Here is a 16,537-nt window from a genome sequence, read left to right as displayed (position 1 = left end):
AACACTCCAGGGGATGAACAAAAAGAGTACAGATATTGTAGGTAATTGGGGATATGACGGATATAAAAAAACCCGCCGAGACGGGTTTTTTTACGTTACTACAGATTACTCTGCAGCAGCTTCTGTTTTCTCTGAACGATCAACCAGCTCGATGTATGCCATCGGCGCGTTGTCGCCTGCACGGAAACCACACTTCAGAATGCGAGTGTAACCACCGGCGCGGCTCGCGAAACGCGGGCCCAGTTCGTTAAACAGTTTTGCCACGATCTCGTTATCACGAGTACGGGCGAATGCCAGACGACGATTAGCTACGCTATCAGTCTTGGCAAGAGTAATCAGCGGCTCAACTACGCGACGCAGCTCTTTCGCTTTCGGCAGAGTCGTCTTGATGATTTCATGACGAACCAGTGAACCTGCCATATTGCGGAACATAGCCTGGCGATGGCTGCTGTTGCGGTTCAGTTGACGACCACTCTTACGATGGCGCATGACCTTATCCTTCTCAGTAAAACCTTAACCTGTGATCCGGTTACTCGTCAGCGATGCTTGCCGGTGGCCAGTTTTCCAGGCGCATGCCCAGAGACAGTCCACGGGAAGCCAGCACGTCTTTAATCTCGGTAAGAGATTTTTTACCAAGGTTAGGCGTCTTAAGAAGCTCAACCTCAGTACGCTGTACCAGATCACCGATATAGTGGATAGCTTCTGCTTTGAGGCAGTTAGCAGAGCGGACAGTCAATTCCAGATCGTCAACAGGGCGCAGCAGGATCGGATCGAATTCTGGTTTCTCTTCTTTAACTTCCGGCTGACGTACATCACGTAAATCAACGAAAGCTTCAAGTTGTTCAGCCAGAATGGTTGCCGCACGACGAATCGCCTCTTCAGGATCGATTGTGCCGTTGGTTTCCATTTCGATGACCAGCTTGTCCAGGTCGGTACGCTGTTCTACACGCGCTGCTTCAACATTGTAGGCAATACGCTCTACAGGGCTGTAGCATGCGTCGACCAGCAGACGGCCGATTGGGCGCTCATCTTCTTCCGAATGAATTCGGGTAGAAGCCGGCACATAACCACGACCGCGCTGAACTTTGATACGCATGCTAATAGATGCGTTCTCATCGGTCAGGTGGCAGATCACGTGCTGTGGCTTGACGATTTCGACATCACCATCATGGGTAATGTCGGCTGCAGTCACAGGGCCAATGCCAGATTTATTCAAGGTAAGAATAACATCATCTTTACCCTGAACTCTCACCGCCAGCCCTTTCAGGTTGAGCAGGATTTCCAGGATATCTTCCTGAACGCCTTCTTTGGTGCTGTACTCATGTAGTACACCATCAATCTCAACCTCGGTCACCGCGCAACCCGGCATCGATGAGAGCAGAATACGGCGCAGTGCGTTACCCAAAGTATGGCCAAAGCCACGCTCTAAAGGCTCAAGGGTCACCTTGGCGTGCGTCGAACTCACTTGCTCGATATCTACCAGGCGCGGTTTTAGAAACTCTGTCACAGAACCCTGCATTGTGTCCTCTCTTTGGTACTAAGCTTTACTTGGAGTAAAGCTCGACGATCAGGTGTTCGTTAATGTCCGCAGACAGATCAGAACGCTCCGGCTTACGCTTGAACGTACCTTCCATCTTGCCAGCATCAACTTCCAGCCAGGTTGGCTTTTCACGCTGCTCAGCCAGCTCCAGAGCGGCTTTCACGCGAGACTGCTTCTTCGCTTTCTCACGAATGCTAACAACGTCATTCGGACTAACCTGATAAGAAGCGATGTTAACAACACGACCGTTTACCATAATTGCTTTATGGCTGACCAGCTGACGTGCTTCTGCACGAGTGGCACCGAAGCCCATACGGTATACAACGTTGTCCAGACGACCTTCCAGCAGACCCAACAGGTTTTCACCGGTGTTGCCTTTCAGACGTGCTGCTTCTTTGTAGTAGTTACGGAACTGACGCTCCAGCACACCGTAGATACGGCGAACTTTTTGCTTTTCACGCAACTGCACACCATAGTCAGACAGACGCGGTTTACGCGCACCGTGCTGGCCAGGAGCTTGTTCAATTTTACACTTGGTATCGATCGCGCGAACGCCAGACTTAAGGAATAAGTCAGTGCCCTCACGACGGCTCAGCTTGAGCTTAGGACCCAAATATCTTGCCATTTTCTTTCTCCAACAATCCTAGAAACGACAGCGTTATACGCGACGTTTTTTCGGCGGACGACAACCGTTATGAGGGATCGGAGTCACATCAGTAATATTAGTGATGCGGAAACCAGCGGCGTTCAGAGCACGAACAGTAGATTCGCGACCTGGACCCGGTCCTTTGACCATAACTTCCAGATTCTTGATACCGTATTCTTTTACGGCTTCAGCGCAACGCTCTGCTGCAACCTGAGCTGCAAACGGAGTGGATTTGCGAGAACCACGGAAACCGGAACCACCGGCTGTTGCCCAACCCAGTGCGTTACCCTGACGATCAGTAATGGTAACGATGGTGTTGTTAAAAGAAGCATGGATATGAGCCACGCCGTCAGAGACTTGTTTTCTTACACGTTTACGTGCACGAATTGGTGCCTTTGCCATTATTCAATCACCCCGATTATTTCTTGATCGGTTTGCGCGGACCCTTACGGGTACGTGCGTTGGTCTTGGTACGCTGACCGCGAACCGGGAGACCACGACGATGACGCAAACCGCGATAGCAACCAAGGTCCATAAGGCGCTTGATGCTCATGCTAACTTCACGGCGCAGATCACCTTCAACGACAAATTTGGCAACTTCGTCACGCAGCGTGTCGATTTGTTCTTCAGACAGCTCACTGATCTTAACATCTTCAGCGATACCCGCGGCAGCCAGAATGGCTTTAGAACGGGTCTTGCCGACGCCGTAGATCGAAGTTAATGCGATCACAGCATGTTTCTGATCAGGAATGTTAATGCCTGCTATACGGGCCACTATGCACTCCTACTATTTAATATGTACGCACCATGCTGAAAAGCCCGTTTTCAGGATACTCAAATGGAAACGCACAGACATACAAAAGATTGGCTGGCTAATCTAGCCAGCTCAACCCAACTTTGCAAGAAAAATATGCGAATAAATCAGCCTTGGCGCTGTTTATGCTTCGGCTCGGCACTGCAAATCACACGGATGACACCATCACGCTTAACGATTTTGCAGTTACGGCATAATTTCTTGACGGAAGCACGAACTTTCATTTTTACTCTCCGTAACTTCTCGGGCGACTGTTAACGGCCGTAGCCTTTCAGATTCGCCTTCTTCAATGCAGACTCGTACTGACTTGACATCATCAGAGTTTGCACTTGAGCCATAAAGTCCATAATCACGACAACAACGATAAGCAGTGAGGTCCCACCGAAGTAGAACGGTACTTTCATTGCATCACGCATGAACTCCGGGATCAGGCAGATAAAGGTAATGTAGAGCGCACCAACCAAAGTCAGGCGGGTCATTACTTTATCGATATACTTCGCCGTTTGCTCTCCCGGACGAATTCCTGGTACAAATGCACCGGACTTCTTCAGGTTATCTGCTGTTTCACGCGGGTTGAAAACCAACGCCGTGTAGAAGAAACAGAAGAATATGATTGCAGACGCATAGAGTAACACATAAAGCGGTTGCCCAGGCTGCAAATACAGCGAAATTGTTGTCAGCCAGTTCCAACCAGTTCCGCCCCCGAACCATGACGCGATGGTTGCCGGGAACAGAATAATACTGGAAGCGAAGATTGCCGGGATTACCCCCGCCATATTCACTTTCAGCGGTAAATGTGTGCTCTGTGCAGCATAGACACGACGACCTTGCTGACGTTTCGCGTAGTTTACCACAATGCGGCGTTGACCACGCTCAACAAATACAACAAAGAACGTCACTGCGAATACTAATACTGCAACCAACAGCAACACGAGGAAGTGCAGGTCGCCTTGACGCGCTTGCTCGATAGTATGGGCAATGGCTGGCGGGAGTCCCGCGACAATACCGGCGAAGATAATGATTGAGATACCGTTGCCGATACCACGTTCAGTAATCTGTTCGCCCAACCACATCAGGAACATTGTCCCTGTAACCAGACTTACAACAGCGGTGAAATAGAATGCAAAGCCTGGGTTCATCACCAGGCCCTGCATACCAGGCATATTCGGCAGACCGGTAGCAATACCGATCGACTGGAATATTGCCAGCACCAGAGTACCGTAGCGGGTGTACTGGCTGATCTTACGACGACCAGACTCCCCTTCTTTCTTAATTTCTGCCAGCGTTGGATGAACCACCGTCAGCAGCTGGATAATGATCGACGCCGAAATATACGGCATGATCCCCAGAGCAAAGATAGAAGCACGGCTGAGAGCACCACCAGAGAACATGTTAAACATTTCAATGATGGTGCCTCGCTGTTGCTCAAGCAGTTTGGCAAGTACAGCGGCATCAATACCAGGGATCGGAATGAAAGAGCCAATACGGAACACAATCAGCGCGCCGATTACAAACAGCAGTCTGCGTTTCAGCTCGCCTAAGCCACCTTTGGCACTTTGAAAATCTAATCCCGGTTGTTTAGCCATCTGCTACTTATTCCTCGATTTTACCGCCAGCAGCTTCGATAGCAGCACGAGCGCCTTTAGTAACACGCAGGCCACGAACAGTTACCGGAGTAGTGACTTCACCAGCCAGGATCACTTTCGCGAACTCGATCTGGATACCGATAATGTTAGCTGCTTTCAGCGTGTTCAGGTCTACAACACCGCCTTCAACTTTAGCCAGGTCAGACAGACGAACTTCGGCTGTAATCGCTGCTTTACGTGAAGTGAAGCCGAATTTCGGCAGACGACGGTACAGAGGCATCTGACCACCCTCGAAACCGCGACGTACGCCACCGCCAGAACGAGACTTCTGACCTTTGTGACCACGACCACCGGTTTTACCGAGGCCAGAACCGATACCACGACCCAGGCGGCGAGCCGCTTTTTTAGAGCCTTCGGCCGGAGACAGAGTATTTAAACGCATCTCTTACTCCTCAACTTTAACCATGAAGGAAACCGCGTTGACCATACCACGAACAGCAGGAGTATCCTCGCGCTCTACGGTGTGACCAATACGACGCAGACCCAGGCCAAGCAGCGTTGCCTTGTGTTTCGGCAGACGACCGATTGCACTGCGGGTTTGAGTAATTTTAATAGTCTTTGCCATGGTTTATTTCCCCAGAATTTCTTCAACGGATTTACCACGCTTGGCAGCGACCATTTCCGGAGATTTCATATTTTCCAGACCATCGATAGTTGCACGAACCACGTTAATCGGGTTGGTGGAACCATACGCTTTAGCCAGAACGTTACGAACTCCAGCGACTTCCAGAACGGCGCGCATTGCACCACCGGCGATGATACCGGTACCTTCGGAAGCCGGCTGCATGAATACACGAGAACCCGTGTGAGTACCCTTAACCGGGTGCTGCAGGGTGCCGTGGTTCAGCGCGACGTTAATCATATTGCGACGGGCTTTTTCCATCGCTTTCTGGATCGCTGCTGGAACTTCACGCGCTTTACCGTAACCAAAACCAACGCGACCGTTACCATCACCAACTACAGTCAGAGCTGTGAAGGAGAAAATACGACCACCTTTTACGGTTTTAGATACGCGGTTAACCGCGATCAGCTTTTCCTGCAGTTCGCCAGCTTGTTTTTCGATGTGAGCCATCTTACACCTCTACCTTAGAACTGAAGGCCAGCTTCACGGGCAGCATCTGCCAGTGCCTGGACACGACCATGATATTGGAACCCGGAACGGTCAAAAGAAACATCTTTGATGCCTTTTTCCAGAGCGCGTTCAGCAACAGCTTTACCTACAGCTGCAGCAGCGTCTTTGTTACCGGTGTACTTCAATTGTTCAGCGATAGCTTTTTCTACAGTAGAAGCAGCTACCAGAACTTCAGAACCGTTCGGTGCAATTACCTGTGCGTAAATATGACGCGGGGTACGATGTACCACCAGGCGAGTTGCACCCAGCTCCTGGAGCTTGCGGCGTGCGCGGGTCGCACGACGGATACGAGCAGATTTCTTATCCATAGTGTTACCTTACTTCTTCTTAGCCTCTTTGGTACGCACGACTTCGTCGGCGTAACGAACACCCTTGCCTTTATAAGGCTCAGGACGACGGTAGGCGCGCAGATCTGCTGCAACCTGACCGATCAGCTGTTTATCAGCGCCTTTCAGCACGATTTCAGTCTGAGACGGACATTCTGCAGTGATACCCGCAGGCAGCTGATGGTCAACTGGGTGAGAGAAACCTAAAGCCAGGTTTACTACATTCCCTTTAACCGCTGCACGATAACCTACACCAACCAGCTGTAGCTTCTTAGTGAAGCCTTCGGTAACACCGACAACCATTGCATTCAGCAGGGCACGCGCGGTACCAGCCTGAGCCCATCCATCTGCGTAACCATCACGCGGACCGAAGGTCAGTGCATTATCTGCATGATTTACTGCAACAGCATCGTTGAGAGTACGAGTCAGCTCGCCGTTTTTACCTTTGATCGTAATAACCTGACCGTTGATTTTTACATCAACGCCGGCAGGAATAACGACCGGTGCTTTAGCAACACGAGACATTTTTTCCTCCGATTAGGCTACGTAGCAGATAATTTCGCCACCAAGACCAGCCTGGCGCGCTGCACGATCAGTCATAACACCTTTAGAGGTAGAAACAACTGCGATACCCATGCCAGCCATAACTTTCGGCAGCTCGTCTTTACGCTTATAAATGCGCAGACCTGGGCGACTGACACGCTGAATGCTTTCTACAACAGCTTTACCCTGGAAATACTTAAGAGTAAGTTCCAGTTCCGGCTTGGTGTCGCCTTCAACTTTAAAATCTTCAATAAAACCTTCTTCCTTCAGCACGTTGGCAATTGCCACTTTCAGCTTGGAGGAAGGCATGGTGACCGCAGCTTTATTCGCGGCCTGACCGTTACGGATACGGGTCAGCATATCCGCGATCGGATCTTGCATGCTCATCTGTCTTTACTCCCGTGATTCAATTGGTAATTACCAGCTAGCCTTTTTCAAGCCTGGTACTTCACCGCGCATGGCGGCTTCACGCAGTTTGATACGGCTCAACCCGAACTTGCCCACATAGCCATGCGGACGACCTGTTTGACGGCAGCGGTTACGCTGACGGGACGGGCTGGAATCACGCGGCAGAGACTGCAGCTTGAGAACTGCGTTCCAACGATCTTCGTCGGTCGCGTTCACATCAGAGATAATAGCTTTCAGTTCAGCGCGTTTTGCGAAGTACTTATCAGCTAAAGCTACGCGCTTTACTTCGCGTGCTTTCATTGATTGCTTAGCCATTCAGTAACCCTACCTTACTTGCGGAACGGGAAGTCAAAGGCAGCCAGCAGAGCACGGCCTTCTTCGTCAGATTTCGCAGTAGTGGTAATGGTAATATCCAAACCACGCACGCGGTCGACTTTATCGTAGTCGATTTCTGGGAAGATGATCTGCTCACGGACACCCATGCTGTAGTTACCACGACCGTCGAAAGACTTAGCGGACAAGCCACGGAAGTCACGGATACGTGGAACAGCAATAGTGATCAGGCGCTCAAAGAACTCCCACATGCGTTCGCCACGCAGAGTTACTTTACAGCCGATCGGATAGCCCTGACGGATTTTGAAGCCTGCAACTGATTTGCGTGCTTTGGTGATCAGCGGTTTTTGACCGGAGATTGCTGTCAGGTCAGCTGCTGCGTTATCCAGCAGTTTCTTGTCAGCGATCGCTTCACCAACACCCATGTTCAGGGTGATCTTCTCGACCCGAGGGACTTGCATGACAGAATTGTAGTTAAACTCAGTCATGAGTTTAGCGACTACTTCGTCTTTGTAGTAATCATGCAGTTTCGCCATCGTACTACTCCAAATTACTTGATAGTTTCGCTGTTAGATTTAAAGAAACGGACTTTTTTGCCGTCTTCGAATCTAAAGCCTACACGGTCAGCCTTGCCGGTTGCCGCGTTGAAGATAGCAAGGTTAGAGATCTGAATAGCTGCTTCTTTCTCTACAATGCCGCCTGGTTGGTTCAGGGCCGGAACCGGCTTCTGATGTTTCTTAACCAGGTTGATACCTTCAACAATGACCTTGCCGGAAGACAGGACATTCTTAACTTTACCGCGTTTACCTTTATCTTTACCGGTTAACACGATAACTTCGTCATCACGACGGATCTTCGCTGCCATGATTCGCTCCTTAGAGTACTTCTGGTGCCAGAGAGATAATTTTCATGAACTTCTCGTTACGAAGTTCACGAGTTACCGGCCCAAAAATACGCGTACCGATAGGTTGCTCGCTGTTATTGTTTAAAATAACGCATGCATTACCATCGAAGCGAATGACAGAACCGTCCGGGCGACGAACACCCTTCTTGGTGCGCACCACTACCGCCTTCAGCACATCACCTTTTTTGACCTTACCACGCGGAATTGCTTCCTTGATGGTGATCTTGATGATATCGCCGACGCCTGCGTAGCGACGGTGCGAGCCACCCAGAACCTTGATACACATTACGCGACGTGCACCGGAGTTGTCGGCGACGTTCAGCATAGTCTGTTCTTGGATCATTTTAGTGCTCCGCTAATGTCAACTACTACTGAGACCCGAAAATCAGGTCGTTAAAAAAGCCCCATATCGGGGGCGCGGCATTATAACACCGCTTCAACGATATGGGTAGAAAAAATAAACGGCTCATCGCTGAGCCGTTTATTCGTTGAGAATGCCTACTGTATTACAGAACGGCTTTCTCTACAACGCGAACCAGCGTCCAGGACTTAGTCTTGGACAGCGGACGGCATTCGCGGATTTCAACCACGTCACCAGTACCGCATTCGTTGTTCTCGTCATGTACGTGCAGTTTGGTCGTACGCTTAATGAATTTACCGTAGATCGGGTGTTTCACAAAACGTTCGATAGCAACAACGATGGATTTCTCCATTTTATCGCTAACAACGCGACCTTGCAGAGTACGGATTTTATCGGTCATTACGCACCCGCCTTCTCAGTCAGTAAAGTCTTAACGCGTGCGACGTCACGACGCACTTGCTTCAACAGGTGAGACTGTTGCAGCTGGCCACTTGCAGCCTGCATACGCAGGTTGAACTGCTCACGCAGCAGATTCAGCAGCTCGGTGTTCAGCTCTTCAACACTCTTCTCACGCAGCTCTTTTGCTTTCATTACATCACCGTCTTAGTTACAAAGGTGGTTTTAATCGGCAGTTTCGCTGCTGCCAGCTTGAATGCTTCACGGGCCAGCTCTTCCGGTACGCCGTCCATTTCATACAGGACTTTACCCGGCTGAATCAAGGCAACCCAATACTCCACGTTACCTTTACCTTTACCCATACGCACTGCCAGCGGCTTTTCAGTGATCGGTTTGTCCGGGAATACACGGATCCAGATCTTACCTTGACGCTTAACTGCACGGGTCATAGCACGACGTGCTGCTTCGATCTGACGGGCAGTCAGACGACCACGGCCAACAGCTTTCAGACCGAAGCTGCCGAAGCTAACATCCGCGCCAGCAGCCAGACCGCGGTTACGGCCTTTGTGCATTTTACGGAATTTTGTACGCTTTGGTTGTAACATCAGCGACGCTCCTTATTTACGGCCTTTACGCTGCTGCTTTTTAGGTTGCGCAGCCGGTTTTTCCGGTTGTTCAACAGCAGCCATACCACCCAGGATCTCGCCTTTGAAGATCCACACTTTAACGCCGATTACACCGTAAGTGGTGTGCGCTTCAGAGGTGTTGTAGTCGATGTCAGCACGCAGAGTGTGCAGAGGTACGCGACCTTCGCGGTACCATTCGGTACGTGCGATTTCCGCGCCGCCCAGACGGCCGCTAACTTCAACTTTGATACCTTTAGCGCCCAGACGCATTGCGTTCTGTACAGCACGCTTCATAGCACGACGGAACATAACGCGACGTTCCAGCTGAGAAGTGATGCTGTCAGCAACCAATTTTGCGTCCAGTTCAGGCTTACGCACTTCGGCGATATTGATCTGAGCAGGAACGCCAGCAATATCCGCTACGACTTTGCGCAGTTTTTCTACGTCTTCGCCTTTCTTACCGATAACGATACCCGGGCGAGCGGTGTGAATGGTCACACGGATGCTCTTAGCCGGACGCTCGATAACGATACGAGATACAGACGCTTTAGCCAGTTCCTTAGTCAGGTACTGACGTACTTTAAAATCGCTGTCCAGGTTGTCAGCGAATTCTTTGGTGTTCGCAAACCAGGTTGAGTTCCATGGTTTTACAATACCCAGGCGAATACCATTAGGATGTACTTTCTGACCCATTGCTAGTCTCCAGAGTCTCAGCGATCGGACACAACCACAGTAATGTGGCTGGTGCGCTTCAGGATGCGATCTGCACGACCTTTTGCACGCGGCATAATGCGCTTCATGCTCGGGCCTTCGTCTACGAAAATTTTCGTAACTTTCAGATCGTCAATGTCAGCGCCATCGTTGTGTTCAGCGTTAGCAATGGCAGATTCCAGGACTTTCTTAACCAGTACAGCCGCTTTCTTATTGGTGTAGGTCAGAATATCCAGAGCCTGCGACACTTTCTTACCGCGAATCAGGTCTGCAACAAGGCGAACCTTCTGAGCAGAAGAACGAGCATGGCGATGTTGAGCTAAAGTTTCCATCTCTTCCTCCTACCTTATTTCTTCTTCGCTTTTTTATCAGCAGCGTGGCCGCGATAAGTACGAGTCGGTGCGAATTCACCCAGTTTGTGACCGACCATTTCGTCGGAAACAAATACCGGAACGTGCTGACGACCATTATGGACAGCGATGGTCAAACCGATCATGTTAGGAAAGATCGTTGAACGACGGGACCAAGTGCGCAGGGGCTTCTTGTCTCCGCTTTCCACCGCTTTCTCTACCTTCTTCAGCAAGTGCAGGTCAATAAAAGGACCTTTCTTGAGAGAACGTGGCATGGCTTATCCTCTAAAATTATTTGCTACGGCGACGTACGATGAATTTATCAGTACGCTTGTTGCTGCGGGTCTTCTTACCTTTGGTCTGAACGCCCCACGGAGTTACCGGGTGCTTACCAAAGTTACGACCTTCACCACCACCATGTGGGTGGTCGACTGGGTTCATCGCAGTACCGCGAACGGTAGGACGAACACCACGCCAGCGTGCAGCACCTGCTTTACCCAGAACGCGCAGCATATGCTCAGCATTGCCAACTTCGCCCAGAGTTGCACGGCAGTCTGCTTCTACTTTACGCATTTCACCAGAACGCAGACGCAGGGTGACATAAGCACCATCACGAGCAACGATCTGAACGTAAGTACCAGCGGAACGTGCCAGCTGACCGCCTTTACCTGGTTTCATTTCTACGTTATGAACGGTAGAACCAACCGGGATATTGCGCATCGGCAGGGTGTTACCTGCTTTGATTGCAGCATCAACGCCAGATTGAATCTGGTCGCCAGCTTTCAGGCCTTTAGGGGCCAGGATGTAACGGCGTTCACCGTCTTTGTACAGAACCAGCGCGATGTTCGCGGAGCGGTTCGGATCGTACTCAAGACGTTCAACAACTGCCGGGATACCGTCTTTGTTGCGTTTGAAGTCAACAATACGATAAGCCTGCTTGTGACCACCACCGATGTGACGAGTGGTGATGCGGCCATTGTTGTTACGACCACCGGATTTGCTGTTTTTTTCAACCAGCGGAGCAAAAGGTTTGCCCTTGTGCAGCTCTGGGTTAACCACTTTAACAACGTGGCGACGACCCGGAGATGTCGGTTTACATTTAACAACTGCCATTGTATTACTCCTCCGACTTACTCAGCGCCGCCGACGAAGTCCAGATTCTGGCCTTCCTTCAGGGTGACGTAAGCTTTTTTCCAGTCGCTACGACGACCGATACGCTGTCCGTGACGTTTAACTTTCCCTTTAACTACCAGGGTGTTAACGACTTCGACTTCGACTTCAAACAGTTTCTGCACAGCAGCTTTGATTTCTGCTTTGGTCGCGTCTTTAGCAACTTTGAGAACGATGGTGTTAGTTTTTTCCATCGCAGTAGACGCTTTTTCAGAAACGTGCGGTGCGCGCAGCACTTTCAGCAGACGTTCTTCACGAATCATGCCAGCATCTCCTCAACTTGCTTAACAGCATCAGCAGTCATTACGACTTTGTCGAAGGCGATCAGGCTAACCGGGTCGATACCAGTTGCATCGCGTACGTCAACCTTGTGCAGGTTGCGCGCAGCCAGGAACAGGTTTTCGTCCAGCTCACCGGTGATGATCAGCACATCTTCCAGAGCCATGTCTTTCAGTTTCTGTGCCAGCAGCTTAGTTTTAGGCGCTTCTACAGAGAATGATTCGACAACGATCAGACGATCCTGACGTACCAGTTCGGACAGAATGCTTTTCAGCGCGCCGCGGTACATCTTTTTGTTAACTTTTTGACTGTGGTCCTGTGGACGAGCAGCGAAGGTCACGCCACCTGAACGCCAGATCGGGCTCTTGATAGAACCTGAACGCGCACGGCCGGTACCTTTCTGGCGCCACGGCTTTTTGCCTGAACCAGTTACTTCAGCACGAGTCTTCTGAGCACGAGTACCCTGACGAGCACCAGCTGCATAAGCAACAACAACCTGGTGAACCAGCGCTTCGTTGAAATCACGACCGAAGGTAGTTTCGGAAACAGTCAGCGCGCTCTGCGCGTCTTTCAATACTAATTCCATTGCTATCCCCTTACGCCTTCACAGCTGGTTTAACGATCAGGTCGCAACCGGTCGCACCCGGAACACCACCTTTAACCAGCAGCAGGTTGCGCTCAGCGTCAACACGTACTACGTCCAGGCTCTGAACGGTTACACGTTCGTTGCCCAGCTGACCTGCCATTTTCTTGCCTTTGAACACTTTGCCCGGAGTCTGGTTCTGACCGATAGAACCCGGAACGCGGTGAGACAAGGAGTTACCGTGAGTAGCGTCCTGGGTACGGAAGTTCCAGCGCTTAACGGTACCAGCGAAACCTTTACCTTTAGAGGTACCGGTTACGTCAACTTTTTTAACGTCAGCAAACAGTTCAACGCTAATGTTCTGACCAACGGTGTATTCTTCACCATCTGCCAGACGGAACTCCCACAGGCCGCGGCCAGCTTCTACGCCAGCTTTAGCAAAGTGGCCAGCTTCCGGCTTAGTTACGCGGTTAGCTTTTTTAGCACCGGTGGTAACCTGAACAGCGCGATAGCCATCGTTAGCCAGATCTTTAACCTGAGTAACGCGGTTTGCTTCAACTTCGATAACGGTTACTGGGATAGATACGCCATCTTCAGTGAAGATGCGGGTCATACCCACTTTTTTACCGACTAAACCAATCATTGTATCAACCTCTCAATCGCTCGATGACCTGATTAACCCAGGCTGATCTGCACGTCTACACCGGCAGCCAGGTCCAGACGCATCAGAGCATCAACGGTTTTTTCAGTTGGCTCAACGATGTCAACCAGACGCTTGTGAGTACGGATCTCGTACTGATCACGCGCGTCTTTGTTGACGTGCGGGGAGATCAGAACGGTGAAACGCTCTTTGCGGGTCGGCAGCGGGATCGGACCACGAACCTGCGCACCAGTGCGCTTGGCAGTCTCGACGATTTCCGCGGTTGATTGATCGATCAGACGATGATCAAACGCTTTCAAACGGATACGGATTCTTTGGTTCTGCATGAGACCAGAGCTCCAATTATTTTATAGACGAAATAGTTACTCCTCAAACCCATTACGATTGATGGGAGAGTGTAACCGTTCTTACAGAGTTCCCCGATTGGGAACATTGTCTGGTATTGCTTTCGCAGTACCGGTGGCTCATATCGAACCGCTGTCAATATTAGACAAGCCCGCGCATTATACGTAAATCTCAGTCTTAAGCAAGTGCCGCGTAGAAATTAATCACTCGTTCACAAATGCGGGTCCCCTTCCACTCTGATTGTATGTCCTGTGGTGCAACGCGTTTTCCCTGGAAGGGAGCAAACATAACCCACATCCCGGACTTGTAGAGCCGCCGGGTTTACCCGAGGGTAAACGCTTTGCCAGATGAGGCTTGCCCATGTACATCGATTTTCCCTTTCTGCTGATTTATGTTTCGCTATCAGGGTTGCTCTTAGTCCATGACCTACGTACCGGACTGCTGCCCGACAAATTTACCTGCCCTCTTTTGTGGGGCGGTCTTATTTATCATCAGTGCTGCAGACCGGCGCAGTTATCCGACGCGCTTTGGGGTGCCGTAGCGGGGTATGGGGTATTTGCTTTGTTCTACTGGGGGTATCGTCTGATATGCCGTCAGGAAGGGTTAGGCTTTGGTGATGTCAAATTTCTTGCCGCGCTAGGCGCATGGCATCGCTGGGAATCATTACCACTGTTGGTTTTACTTGCCGCAGGCATGGCCTGTTGCCTCACCGGGATTTCCTGCGTCCGGTGCGGGAGACAGGTACTAAAAAACCCGCTGCCATTTGGGCCATATCTGGCGGCTGCGGGTTTTGTCATTGGCCTGGTAAGTATGATACAGGGCAGTTAGTCGCTGACTTTAATTTGCGATTGCAGATAGTTTTGCAAGCCAAGTTTTGCAATCAGGTCCAGCTCTGTTTCGAGCCAGTCAATATGCCCTTCTTCTTCAGTCAGGATCTCGATCATCATATCCCGGCTGACATAGTCATGAACGCTATCGGCATAGGCAATGGCTTCACGTAAGTCTTTAGCACCATCGAGTTCCAGTCGAAGATCGGATTGCAGCATCTCTTCAACGTCTTCGCCTATACCCAACTTACCGAGGTCCTGTAAGTTTGGGAGCCCTTCTAAAAATAAAATACGCTCAATGTATTTATCAGCGTGCTTCATCTCATCGATAGATTCATGGTACTCAACATCATTGAGGCGAGTCAGTCCCCAGTTTTTAAACATACGGGCATGGAGAAAATACTGGTTGATTGCGACAAGCTCATTTCCCAATAGTTTATTGAGATAATTTATGATTTTAACATCACCTTTCATTTTATAGTCCCTCCGCTTCCACTATTAGAGCGTAGATGGGGCTACAGGGATGTCAAAAAAAAGAGTGTGACTTAGGCGATCTCTTTAAATTCTGGCATTTGCGTTAATTCATCCTGCATGACTTCGCGGGCGGCACGAATACACTTACCACATTGATTTCCAACAGGAATAAATTTACGTAATTGTTGAAAGGACTGAGGATGAAACTGGCGAACAGCCTGACGTATTTTTTTATCACTTATCGCATTACACAAACAAACGTACATGATCGCTCCCGTTCAATTTCTGCGCAAAGTGTAAATGAGAATGGTTATGATTACAATAGCACAACGCTATTTACGCGGCGGGAGAATGAATAAAAAATGCGAATAAATATGACAATCGCTAAATAGCAGGCAGCAAAAAGGGCGCCGAAGCGCCCTTTTTAAGCTCAAAGCTAATTAACTAATAATTAGCTCATTACTTTAGCAACAACGCCCGCACCAACAGTACGGCCGCCTTCACGGATTGCGAAACGCAGACCGTCGTCCATCGCGATTGGGTGGATCAGGGTAACAACCATTTTGATGTTGTCGCCCGGCATTACCATCTCAACGCCTTCCGGCAGTTCGATGGTACCAGTCACGTCAGTAGTACGGAAGTAGAACTGCGGACGGTAGCCTTTGAAGAACGGAGTATGACGGCCGCCTTCGTCTTTGGACAGAATGTACACTTCAGATTCGAACTTGGTGTGCGGCTTGATAGAGCCCGGCTTAGCCAGTACCTGACCACGTTCGATTTCTTCACGTTTGATACCACGCAGCAGGACACCAACGTTCTCACCAGCACGGCCTTCGTCCAGCAGTTTGCGGAACATTTCAACGCCGGTACAAGTAGACTTAGCAGTGTCCTTGATACCAACGATTTCAACTTCTTCACCAACTTTGATGATACCGCGCTCTACACGACCGGTAACAACGGTACCACGACCGGAGATGGAGAATACGTCTTCGATAGGCAGCAGGAACGGCTTGTCAATCGCACGCTCTGGTTCTGGGATGTAAGAATCCAGGAAGCCAGCCAGTTCGATGATTTTCGCTTCCCACTCTGCGTCGCCTTCCAGCGCTTTCAGAGCAGAACCACGAACGATCGGCGTGTCGTCGCCCGGGAAATCGTACTGAGACAGAAGTTCACGAACTTCCATTTCTACCAGTTCCAGCAGCTCTTCGTCATCAACCATGTCGCATTTGTTCAGGAACACGATGATGTACGGAACGCCTACCTGACGACCCAGCAGGATGTGCTCACGAGTCTGCGGCATCGGGCCGTCAGTCGCAGCAACAACCAGGATCGCGCCGTCCATCTGCGCAGCACCGGTGATCATGTTTTTAACATAGTCGGCGTGGCCCGGGCAGTCTACGTGTGCGTAGTGGCGAGTCGGGGTGTCATATTCAACGTGAGAAGTGTTGATGGTGATACCACG

At 50.3% G+C, this 16,537-nt stretch carries 32 protein-coding genes; 1 reads left to right on the top strand and 31 read right to left on the bottom strand.

The features are described from left to right. Positions 1-105: 105 nt before the first annotated feature. The 28 genes from rplQ to rpsJ all read right to left on the bottom strand — a co-directional run bounded on the left by rplQ (position 106) and on the right by rpsJ (position 13,755). A complete protein-coding gene (gene rplQ / locus OGW16_RS10565; RefSeq protein ID WP_001216370.1) occupies positions 106-489 on the bottom strand; it encodes a 50S ribosomal protein L17 in 384 nt (127 codons plus the stop codon). A gap of 40 nt (positions 490-529) precedes the next feature. Next, positions 530-1,519 (bottom strand): DNA-directed RNA polymerase subunit alpha, encoded by a 990-nt coding sequence (locus tag OGW16_RS10560; RefSeq protein WP_003031139.1) that lies wholly within the window; start codon positions 1,517-1,519, stop codon positions 530-532. A 25-nt stretch (positions 1,520-1,544) separates the two neighbouring features. Beyond that, positions 1,545-2,165, bottom strand: coding sequence for a 30S ribosomal protein S4 (gene rpsD, locus OGW16_RS10555; protein WP_003031138.1), 621 nt, complete (start codon positions 2,163-2,165; stop codon positions 1,545-1,547). A 33-nt stretch (positions 2,166-2,198) separates the two neighbouring features. Then, positions 2,199-2,588, bottom strand: coding sequence for a 30S ribosomal protein S11 (gene rpsK, locus OGW16_RS10550; protein ID WP_003031137.1), 390 nt, complete (start codon positions 2,586-2,588; stop codon positions 2,199-2,201). A gap of 16 nt (positions 2,589-2,604) precedes the next feature. Next, a complete protein-coding gene (gene rpsM, locus OGW16_RS10545; protein WP_003031135.1) occupies positions 2,605-2,961 on the bottom strand; it encodes a 30S ribosomal protein S13 in 357 nt (118 codons plus the stop codon). Between the two features lie 146 nt (positions 2,962-3,107). Further along, positions 3,108-3,224, bottom strand: coding sequence for a 50S ribosomal protein L36 (gene rpmJ, locus OGW16_RS10540; protein WP_000868187.1), 117 nt, complete (start codon positions 3,222-3,224; stop codon positions 3,108-3,110). A gap of 30 nt (positions 3,225-3,254) precedes the next feature. Further along, entirely contained in the window at positions 3,255-4,586 is a 1,332-nt protein-coding gene (gene secY / locus OGW16_RS10535) for a preprotein translocase subunit SecY (protein ID WP_001118864.1), read from the bottom strand. A 7-nt stretch (positions 4,587-4,593) separates the two neighbouring features. Beyond that, a complete protein-coding gene (gene rplO / locus OGW16_RS10530; RefSeq protein WP_003031132.1) occupies positions 4,594-5,028 on the bottom strand; it encodes a 50S ribosomal protein L15 in 435 nt (144 codons plus the stop codon). Positions 5,029-5,031: 3 nt separating this feature from the next. Then, positions 5,032-5,211, bottom strand: coding sequence for a 50S ribosomal protein L30 (gene rpmD, locus OGW16_RS10525; protein ID WP_001140434.1), 180 nt, complete (start codon positions 5,209-5,211; stop codon positions 5,032-5,034). A 3-nt stretch (positions 5,212-5,214) separates the two neighbouring features. After that, positions 5,215-5,718, bottom strand: coding sequence for a 30S ribosomal protein S5 (rpsE, locus tag OGW16_RS10520; RefSeq protein WP_003031131.1), 504 nt, complete (start codon positions 5,716-5,718; stop codon positions 5,215-5,217). Between the two features lie 14 nt (positions 5,719-5,732). Next, complete coding sequence (rplR, locus tag OGW16_RS10515; protein WP_000358960.1) at positions 5,733-6,086, bottom strand: 50S ribosomal protein L18; 354 nt, start codon at positions 6,084-6,086, stop codon at positions 5,733-5,735. A 9-nt stretch (positions 6,087-6,095) separates the two neighbouring features. Next, on the bottom strand, positions 6,096-6,629 hold the full coding sequence (gene rplF, locus OGW16_RS10510) for a 50S ribosomal protein L6 (protein WP_003031129.1): 534 nt from the start codon (positions 6,627-6,629) through the stop codon (positions 6,096-6,098). Between the two features lie 12 nt (positions 6,630-6,641). Continuing rightward, a complete protein-coding gene (gene rpsH / locus OGW16_RS10505) occupies positions 6,642-7,034 on the bottom strand; it encodes a 30S ribosomal protein S8 (RefSeq protein WP_003031127.1) in 393 nt (130 codons plus the stop codon). Positions 7,035-7,064: 30 nt separating this feature from the next. Beyond that, complete coding sequence (rpsN, locus tag OGW16_RS10500) at positions 7,065-7,370, bottom strand: 30S ribosomal protein S14 (protein ID WP_003031125.1); 306 nt, start codon at positions 7,368-7,370, stop codon at positions 7,065-7,067. Positions 7,371-7,384: 14 nt separating this feature from the next. Continuing rightward, positions 7,385-7,924 carry a 50S ribosomal protein L5 gene (gene rplE / locus OGW16_RS10495; RefSeq protein WP_003031123.1) on the bottom strand — a complete coding sequence of 180 codons (540 nt, stop codon included), beginning with the start codon at positions 7,922-7,924 and terminating at the stop codon, positions 7,385-7,387. Between the two features lie 14 nt (positions 7,925-7,938). After that, positions 7,939-8,253, bottom strand: a complete 315-nt coding sequence (rplX, locus tag OGW16_RS10490; protein WP_003031122.1) for a 50S ribosomal protein L24 — start codon at positions 8,251-8,253, stop codon at positions 7,939-7,941. Positions 8,254-8,263: 10 nt separating this feature from the next. Continuing rightward, positions 8,264-8,635 (bottom strand): 50S ribosomal protein L14, encoded by a 372-nt coding sequence (gene rplN / locus OGW16_RS10485; protein WP_000613954.1) that lies wholly within the window; start codon positions 8,633-8,635, stop codon positions 8,264-8,266. 163 nt (positions 8,636-8,798) lie between these two features. After that, positions 8,799-9,053, bottom strand: a complete 255-nt coding sequence (gene rpsQ, locus OGW16_RS10480; RefSeq protein WP_003031120.1) for a 30S ribosomal protein S17 — start codon at positions 9,051-9,053, stop codon at positions 8,799-8,801. Continuing rightward, on the bottom strand, positions 9,053-9,244 hold the full coding sequence (gene rpmC, locus OGW16_RS10475) for a 50S ribosomal protein L29 (RefSeq protein ID WP_000644742.1): 192 nt from the start codon (positions 9,242-9,244) through the stop codon (positions 9,053-9,055). The genes rpsQ and rpmC overlap by 1 nt, the downstream gene beginning before the upstream one ends. After that, positions 9,244-9,654 (bottom strand): 50S ribosomal protein L16, encoded by a 411-nt coding sequence (gene rplP, locus OGW16_RS10470; protein WP_000941208.1) that lies wholly within the window; start codon positions 9,652-9,654, stop codon positions 9,244-9,246. The genes rpmC and rplP overlap by 1 nt, the downstream gene beginning before the upstream one ends. A gap of 12 nt (positions 9,655-9,666) precedes the next feature. After that, complete coding sequence (gene rpsC, locus OGW16_RS10465; RefSeq protein ID WP_000529945.1) at positions 9,667-10,368, bottom strand: 30S ribosomal protein S3; 702 nt, start codon at positions 10,366-10,368, stop codon at positions 9,667-9,669. A 17-nt stretch (positions 10,369-10,385) separates the two neighbouring features. Further along, on the bottom strand, positions 10,386-10,718 hold the full coding sequence (rplV, locus tag OGW16_RS10460; RefSeq protein WP_000448832.1) for a 50S ribosomal protein L22: 333 nt from the start codon (positions 10,716-10,718) through the stop codon (positions 10,386-10,388). A 14-nt stretch (positions 10,719-10,732) separates the two neighbouring features. After that, a complete protein-coding gene (gene rpsS / locus OGW16_RS10455; RefSeq protein WP_001138115.1) occupies positions 10,733-11,011 on the bottom strand; it encodes a 30S ribosomal protein S19 in 279 nt (92 codons plus the stop codon). Positions 11,012-11,027: 16 nt separating this feature from the next. After that, positions 11,028-11,849, bottom strand: coding sequence for a 50S ribosomal protein L2 (gene rplB, locus OGW16_RS10450; RefSeq protein ID WP_000301869.1), 822 nt, complete (start codon positions 11,847-11,849; stop codon positions 11,028-11,030). Between the two features lie 17 nt (positions 11,850-11,866). Continuing rightward, entirely contained in the window at positions 11,867-12,169 is a 303-nt protein-coding gene (rplW, locus tag OGW16_RS10445; RefSeq protein ID WP_000617546.1) for a 50S ribosomal protein L23, read from the bottom strand. Next, entirely contained in the window at positions 12,166-12,771 is a 606-nt protein-coding gene (gene rplD, locus OGW16_RS10440; protein ID WP_003031119.1) for a 50S ribosomal protein L4, read from the bottom strand. Before rplD ends, rplW begins: the two co-directional genes overlap by 4 nt. A 10-nt stretch (positions 12,772-12,781) precedes the next feature. After that, positions 12,782-13,411, bottom strand: a complete 630-nt coding sequence (gene rplC / locus OGW16_RS10435; RefSeq protein WP_003031117.1) for a 50S ribosomal protein L3 — start codon at positions 13,409-13,411, stop codon at positions 12,782-12,784. A gap of 32 nt (positions 13,412-13,443) precedes the next feature. After that, positions 13,444-13,755 (bottom strand): 30S ribosomal protein S10, encoded by a 312-nt coding sequence (gene rpsJ, locus OGW16_RS10430; RefSeq protein ID WP_001181005.1) that lies wholly within the window; start codon positions 13,753-13,755, stop codon positions 13,444-13,446. Positions 13,756-14,134: 379 nt separating this feature from the next. On the opposite strand from rpsJ, the gene OGW16_RS10425 reads away from it, so the two are divergent. Next, the gene (locus OGW16_RS10425; protein WP_043018542.1) at positions 14,135-14,602 is read left to right on the top strand and encodes a prepilin peptidase; all 468 of its coding nucleotides are present in this window, start codon (positions 14,135-14,137) and stop codon (positions 14,600-14,602) included. On the opposite strand, the gene bfr is transcribed toward OGW16_RS10425, so the two are convergent. The 3 genes from bfr to tuf form a co-directional block, all read right to left on the bottom strand. After that, positions 14,599-15,075 (bottom strand): bacterioferritin, encoded by a 477-nt coding sequence (bfr, locus tag OGW16_RS10420; protein WP_003031113.1) that lies wholly within the window; start codon positions 15,073-15,075, stop codon positions 14,599-14,601. The genes OGW16_RS10425 and bfr overlap by 4 nt on opposite strands. Positions 15,076-15,146: 71 nt before the next feature. Beyond that, positions 15,147-15,341, bottom strand: a complete 195-nt coding sequence (bfd, locus tag OGW16_RS10415; RefSeq protein ID WP_003031111.1) for a bacterioferritin-associated ferredoxin — start codon at positions 15,339-15,341, stop codon at positions 15,147-15,149. Between the two features lie 185 nt (positions 15,342-15,526). Then, the coding region (gene tuf / locus OGW16_RS10410) for an elongation factor Tu (RefSeq protein WP_286502630.1) at positions 15,527-16,537 on the bottom strand (1,011 nt) is incomplete at its 5' end.

Source organism: Citrobacter sp. Ce104 (assembly GCF_030334595.1).
In the GTDB taxonomy this organism is placed as follows: Bacteria; Pseudomonadota; Gammaproteobacteria; order Enterobacterales; family Enterobacteriaceae; genus Citrobacter; species Citrobacter europaeus.
The sequence above is the reverse complement of the archived record's forward strand: the minus strand, read 5'-3'. Positions and strand labels throughout refer to the sequence as shown.

What these genes read in the sequence shown, in the direction of transcription:
- rplQ (WP_001216370.1), bottom strand. Translation starts at nt 489, where the DNA reads ATGCGCCATCGTAAGAGTGGTCGTCAACTGAACCGCAACAGCAGCCAT.
- OGW16_RS10560 (WP_003031139.1), bottom strand. Translation starts at nt 1,519, where the DNA reads ATGCAGGGTTCTGTGACAGAGTTTCTAAAACCGCGCCTGGTAGATATC.
- rpsD (WP_003031138.1), bottom strand. Translation starts at nt 2,165, where the DNA reads ATGGCAAGATATTTGGGTCCTAAGCTCAAGCTGAGCCGTCGTGAGGGC.
- rpsK (WP_003031137.1), bottom strand. Translation starts at nt 2,588, where the DNA reads ATGGCAAAGGCACCAATTCGTGCACGTAAACGTGTAAGAAAACAAGTC.
- rpmJ (WP_000868187.1), bottom strand. Translation starts at nt 3,224, where the DNA reads ATGAAAGTTCGTGCTTCCGTCAAGAAATTATGCCGTAACTGCAAAATC.
- secY (WP_001118864.1), bottom strand. Translation starts at nt 4,586, where the DNA reads ATGGCTAAACAACCGGGATTAGATTTTCAAAGTGCCAAAGGTGGCTTA.
- rplO (WP_003031132.1), bottom strand. Translation starts at nt 5,028, where the DNA reads ATGCGTTTAAATACTCTGTCTCCGGCCGAAGGCTCTAAAAAAGCGGCT.
- rpmD (WP_001140434.1), bottom strand. Translation starts at nt 5,211, where the DNA reads ATGGCAAAGACTATTAAAATTACTCAAACCCGCAGTGCAATCGGTCGT.
- rpsE (WP_003031131.1), bottom strand. Translation starts at nt 5,718, where the DNA reads ATGGCTCACATCGAAAAACAAGCTGGCGAACTGCAGGAAAAGCTGATC.
- rplR (WP_000358960.1), bottom strand. Translation starts at nt 6,086, where the DNA reads ATGGATAAGAAATCTGCTCGTATCCGTCGTGCGACCCGCGCACGCCGC.
- rplF (WP_003031129.1), bottom strand. Translation starts at nt 6,629, where the DNA reads ATGTCTCGTGTTGCTAAAGCACCGGTCGTTATTCCTGCCGGCGTTGAT.
- rpsH (WP_003031127.1), bottom strand. Translation starts at nt 7,034, where the DNA reads ATGAGCATGCAAGATCCGATCGCGGATATGCTGACCCGTATCCGTAAC.
- rpsN (WP_003031125.1), bottom strand. Translation starts at nt 7,370, where the DNA reads ATGGCTAAGCAATCAATGAAAGCACGCGAAGTAAAGCGCGTAGCTTTA.
- rplE (WP_003031123.1), bottom strand. Translation starts at nt 7,924, where the DNA reads ATGGCGAAACTGCATGATTACTACAAAGACGAAGTAGTCGCTAAACTC.
- rplX (WP_003031122.1), bottom strand. Translation starts at nt 8,253, where the DNA reads ATGGCAGCGAAGATCCGTCGTGATGACGAAGTTATCGTGTTAACCGGT.
- rplN (WP_000613954.1), bottom strand. Translation starts at nt 8,635, where the DNA reads ATGATCCAAGAACAGACTATGCTGAACGTCGCCGACAACTCCGGTGCA.
- rpsQ (WP_003031120.1), bottom strand. Translation starts at nt 9,053, where the DNA reads ATGACCGATAAAATCCGTACTCTGCAAGGTCGCGTTGTTAGCGATAAA.
- rpmC (WP_000644742.1), bottom strand. Translation starts at nt 9,244, where the DNA reads ATGAAAGCAAAAGAGCTGCGTGAGAAGAGTGTTGAAGAGCTGAACACC.
- rplP (WP_000941208.1), bottom strand. Translation starts at nt 9,654, where the DNA reads ATGTTACAACCAAAGCGTACAAAATTCCGTAAAATGCACAAAGGCCGT.
- rpsC (WP_000529945.1), bottom strand. Translation starts at nt 10,368, where the DNA reads ATGGGTCAGAAAGTACATCCTAATGGTATTCGCCTGGGTATTGTAAAA.
- rplV (WP_000448832.1), bottom strand. Translation starts at nt 10,718, where the DNA reads ATGGAAACTTTAGCTCAACATCGCCATGCTCGTTCTTCTGCTCAGAAG.
- rpsS (WP_001138115.1), bottom strand. Translation starts at nt 11,011, where the DNA reads ATGCCACGTTCTCTCAAGAAAGGTCCTTTTATTGACCTGCACTTGCTG.
- rplB (WP_000301869.1), bottom strand. Translation starts at nt 11,849, where the DNA reads ATGGCAGTTGTTAAATGTAAACCGACATCTCCGGGTCGTCGCCACGTT.
- rplW (WP_000617546.1), bottom strand. Translation starts at nt 12,169, where the DNA reads ATGATTCGTGAAGAACGTCTGCTGAAAGTGCTGCGCGCACCGCACGTT.
- rplD (WP_003031119.1), bottom strand. Translation starts at nt 12,771, where the DNA reads ATGGAATTAGTATTGAAAGACGCGCAGAGCGCGCTGACTGTTTCCGAA.
- rplC (WP_003031117.1), bottom strand. Translation starts at nt 13,411, where the DNA reads ATGATTGGTTTAGTCGGTAAAAAAGTGGGTATGACCCGCATCTTCACT.
- rpsJ (WP_001181005.1), bottom strand. Translation starts at nt 13,755, where the DNA reads ATGCAGAACCAAAGAATCCGTATCCGTTTGAAAGCGTTTGATCATCGT.
- OGW16_RS10425 (WP_043018542.1), top strand. Translation starts at nt 14,135, where the DNA reads ATGTACATCGATTTTCCCTTTCTGCTGATTTATGTTTCGCTATCAGGG.
- bfr (WP_003031113.1), bottom strand. Translation starts at nt 15,075, where the DNA reads ATGAAAGGTGATGTTAAAATCATAAATTATCTCAATAAACTATTGGGA.
- bfd (WP_003031111.1), bottom strand. Translation starts at nt 15,341, where the DNA reads ATGTACGTTTGTTTGTGTAATGCGATAAGTGATAAAAAAATACGTCAG.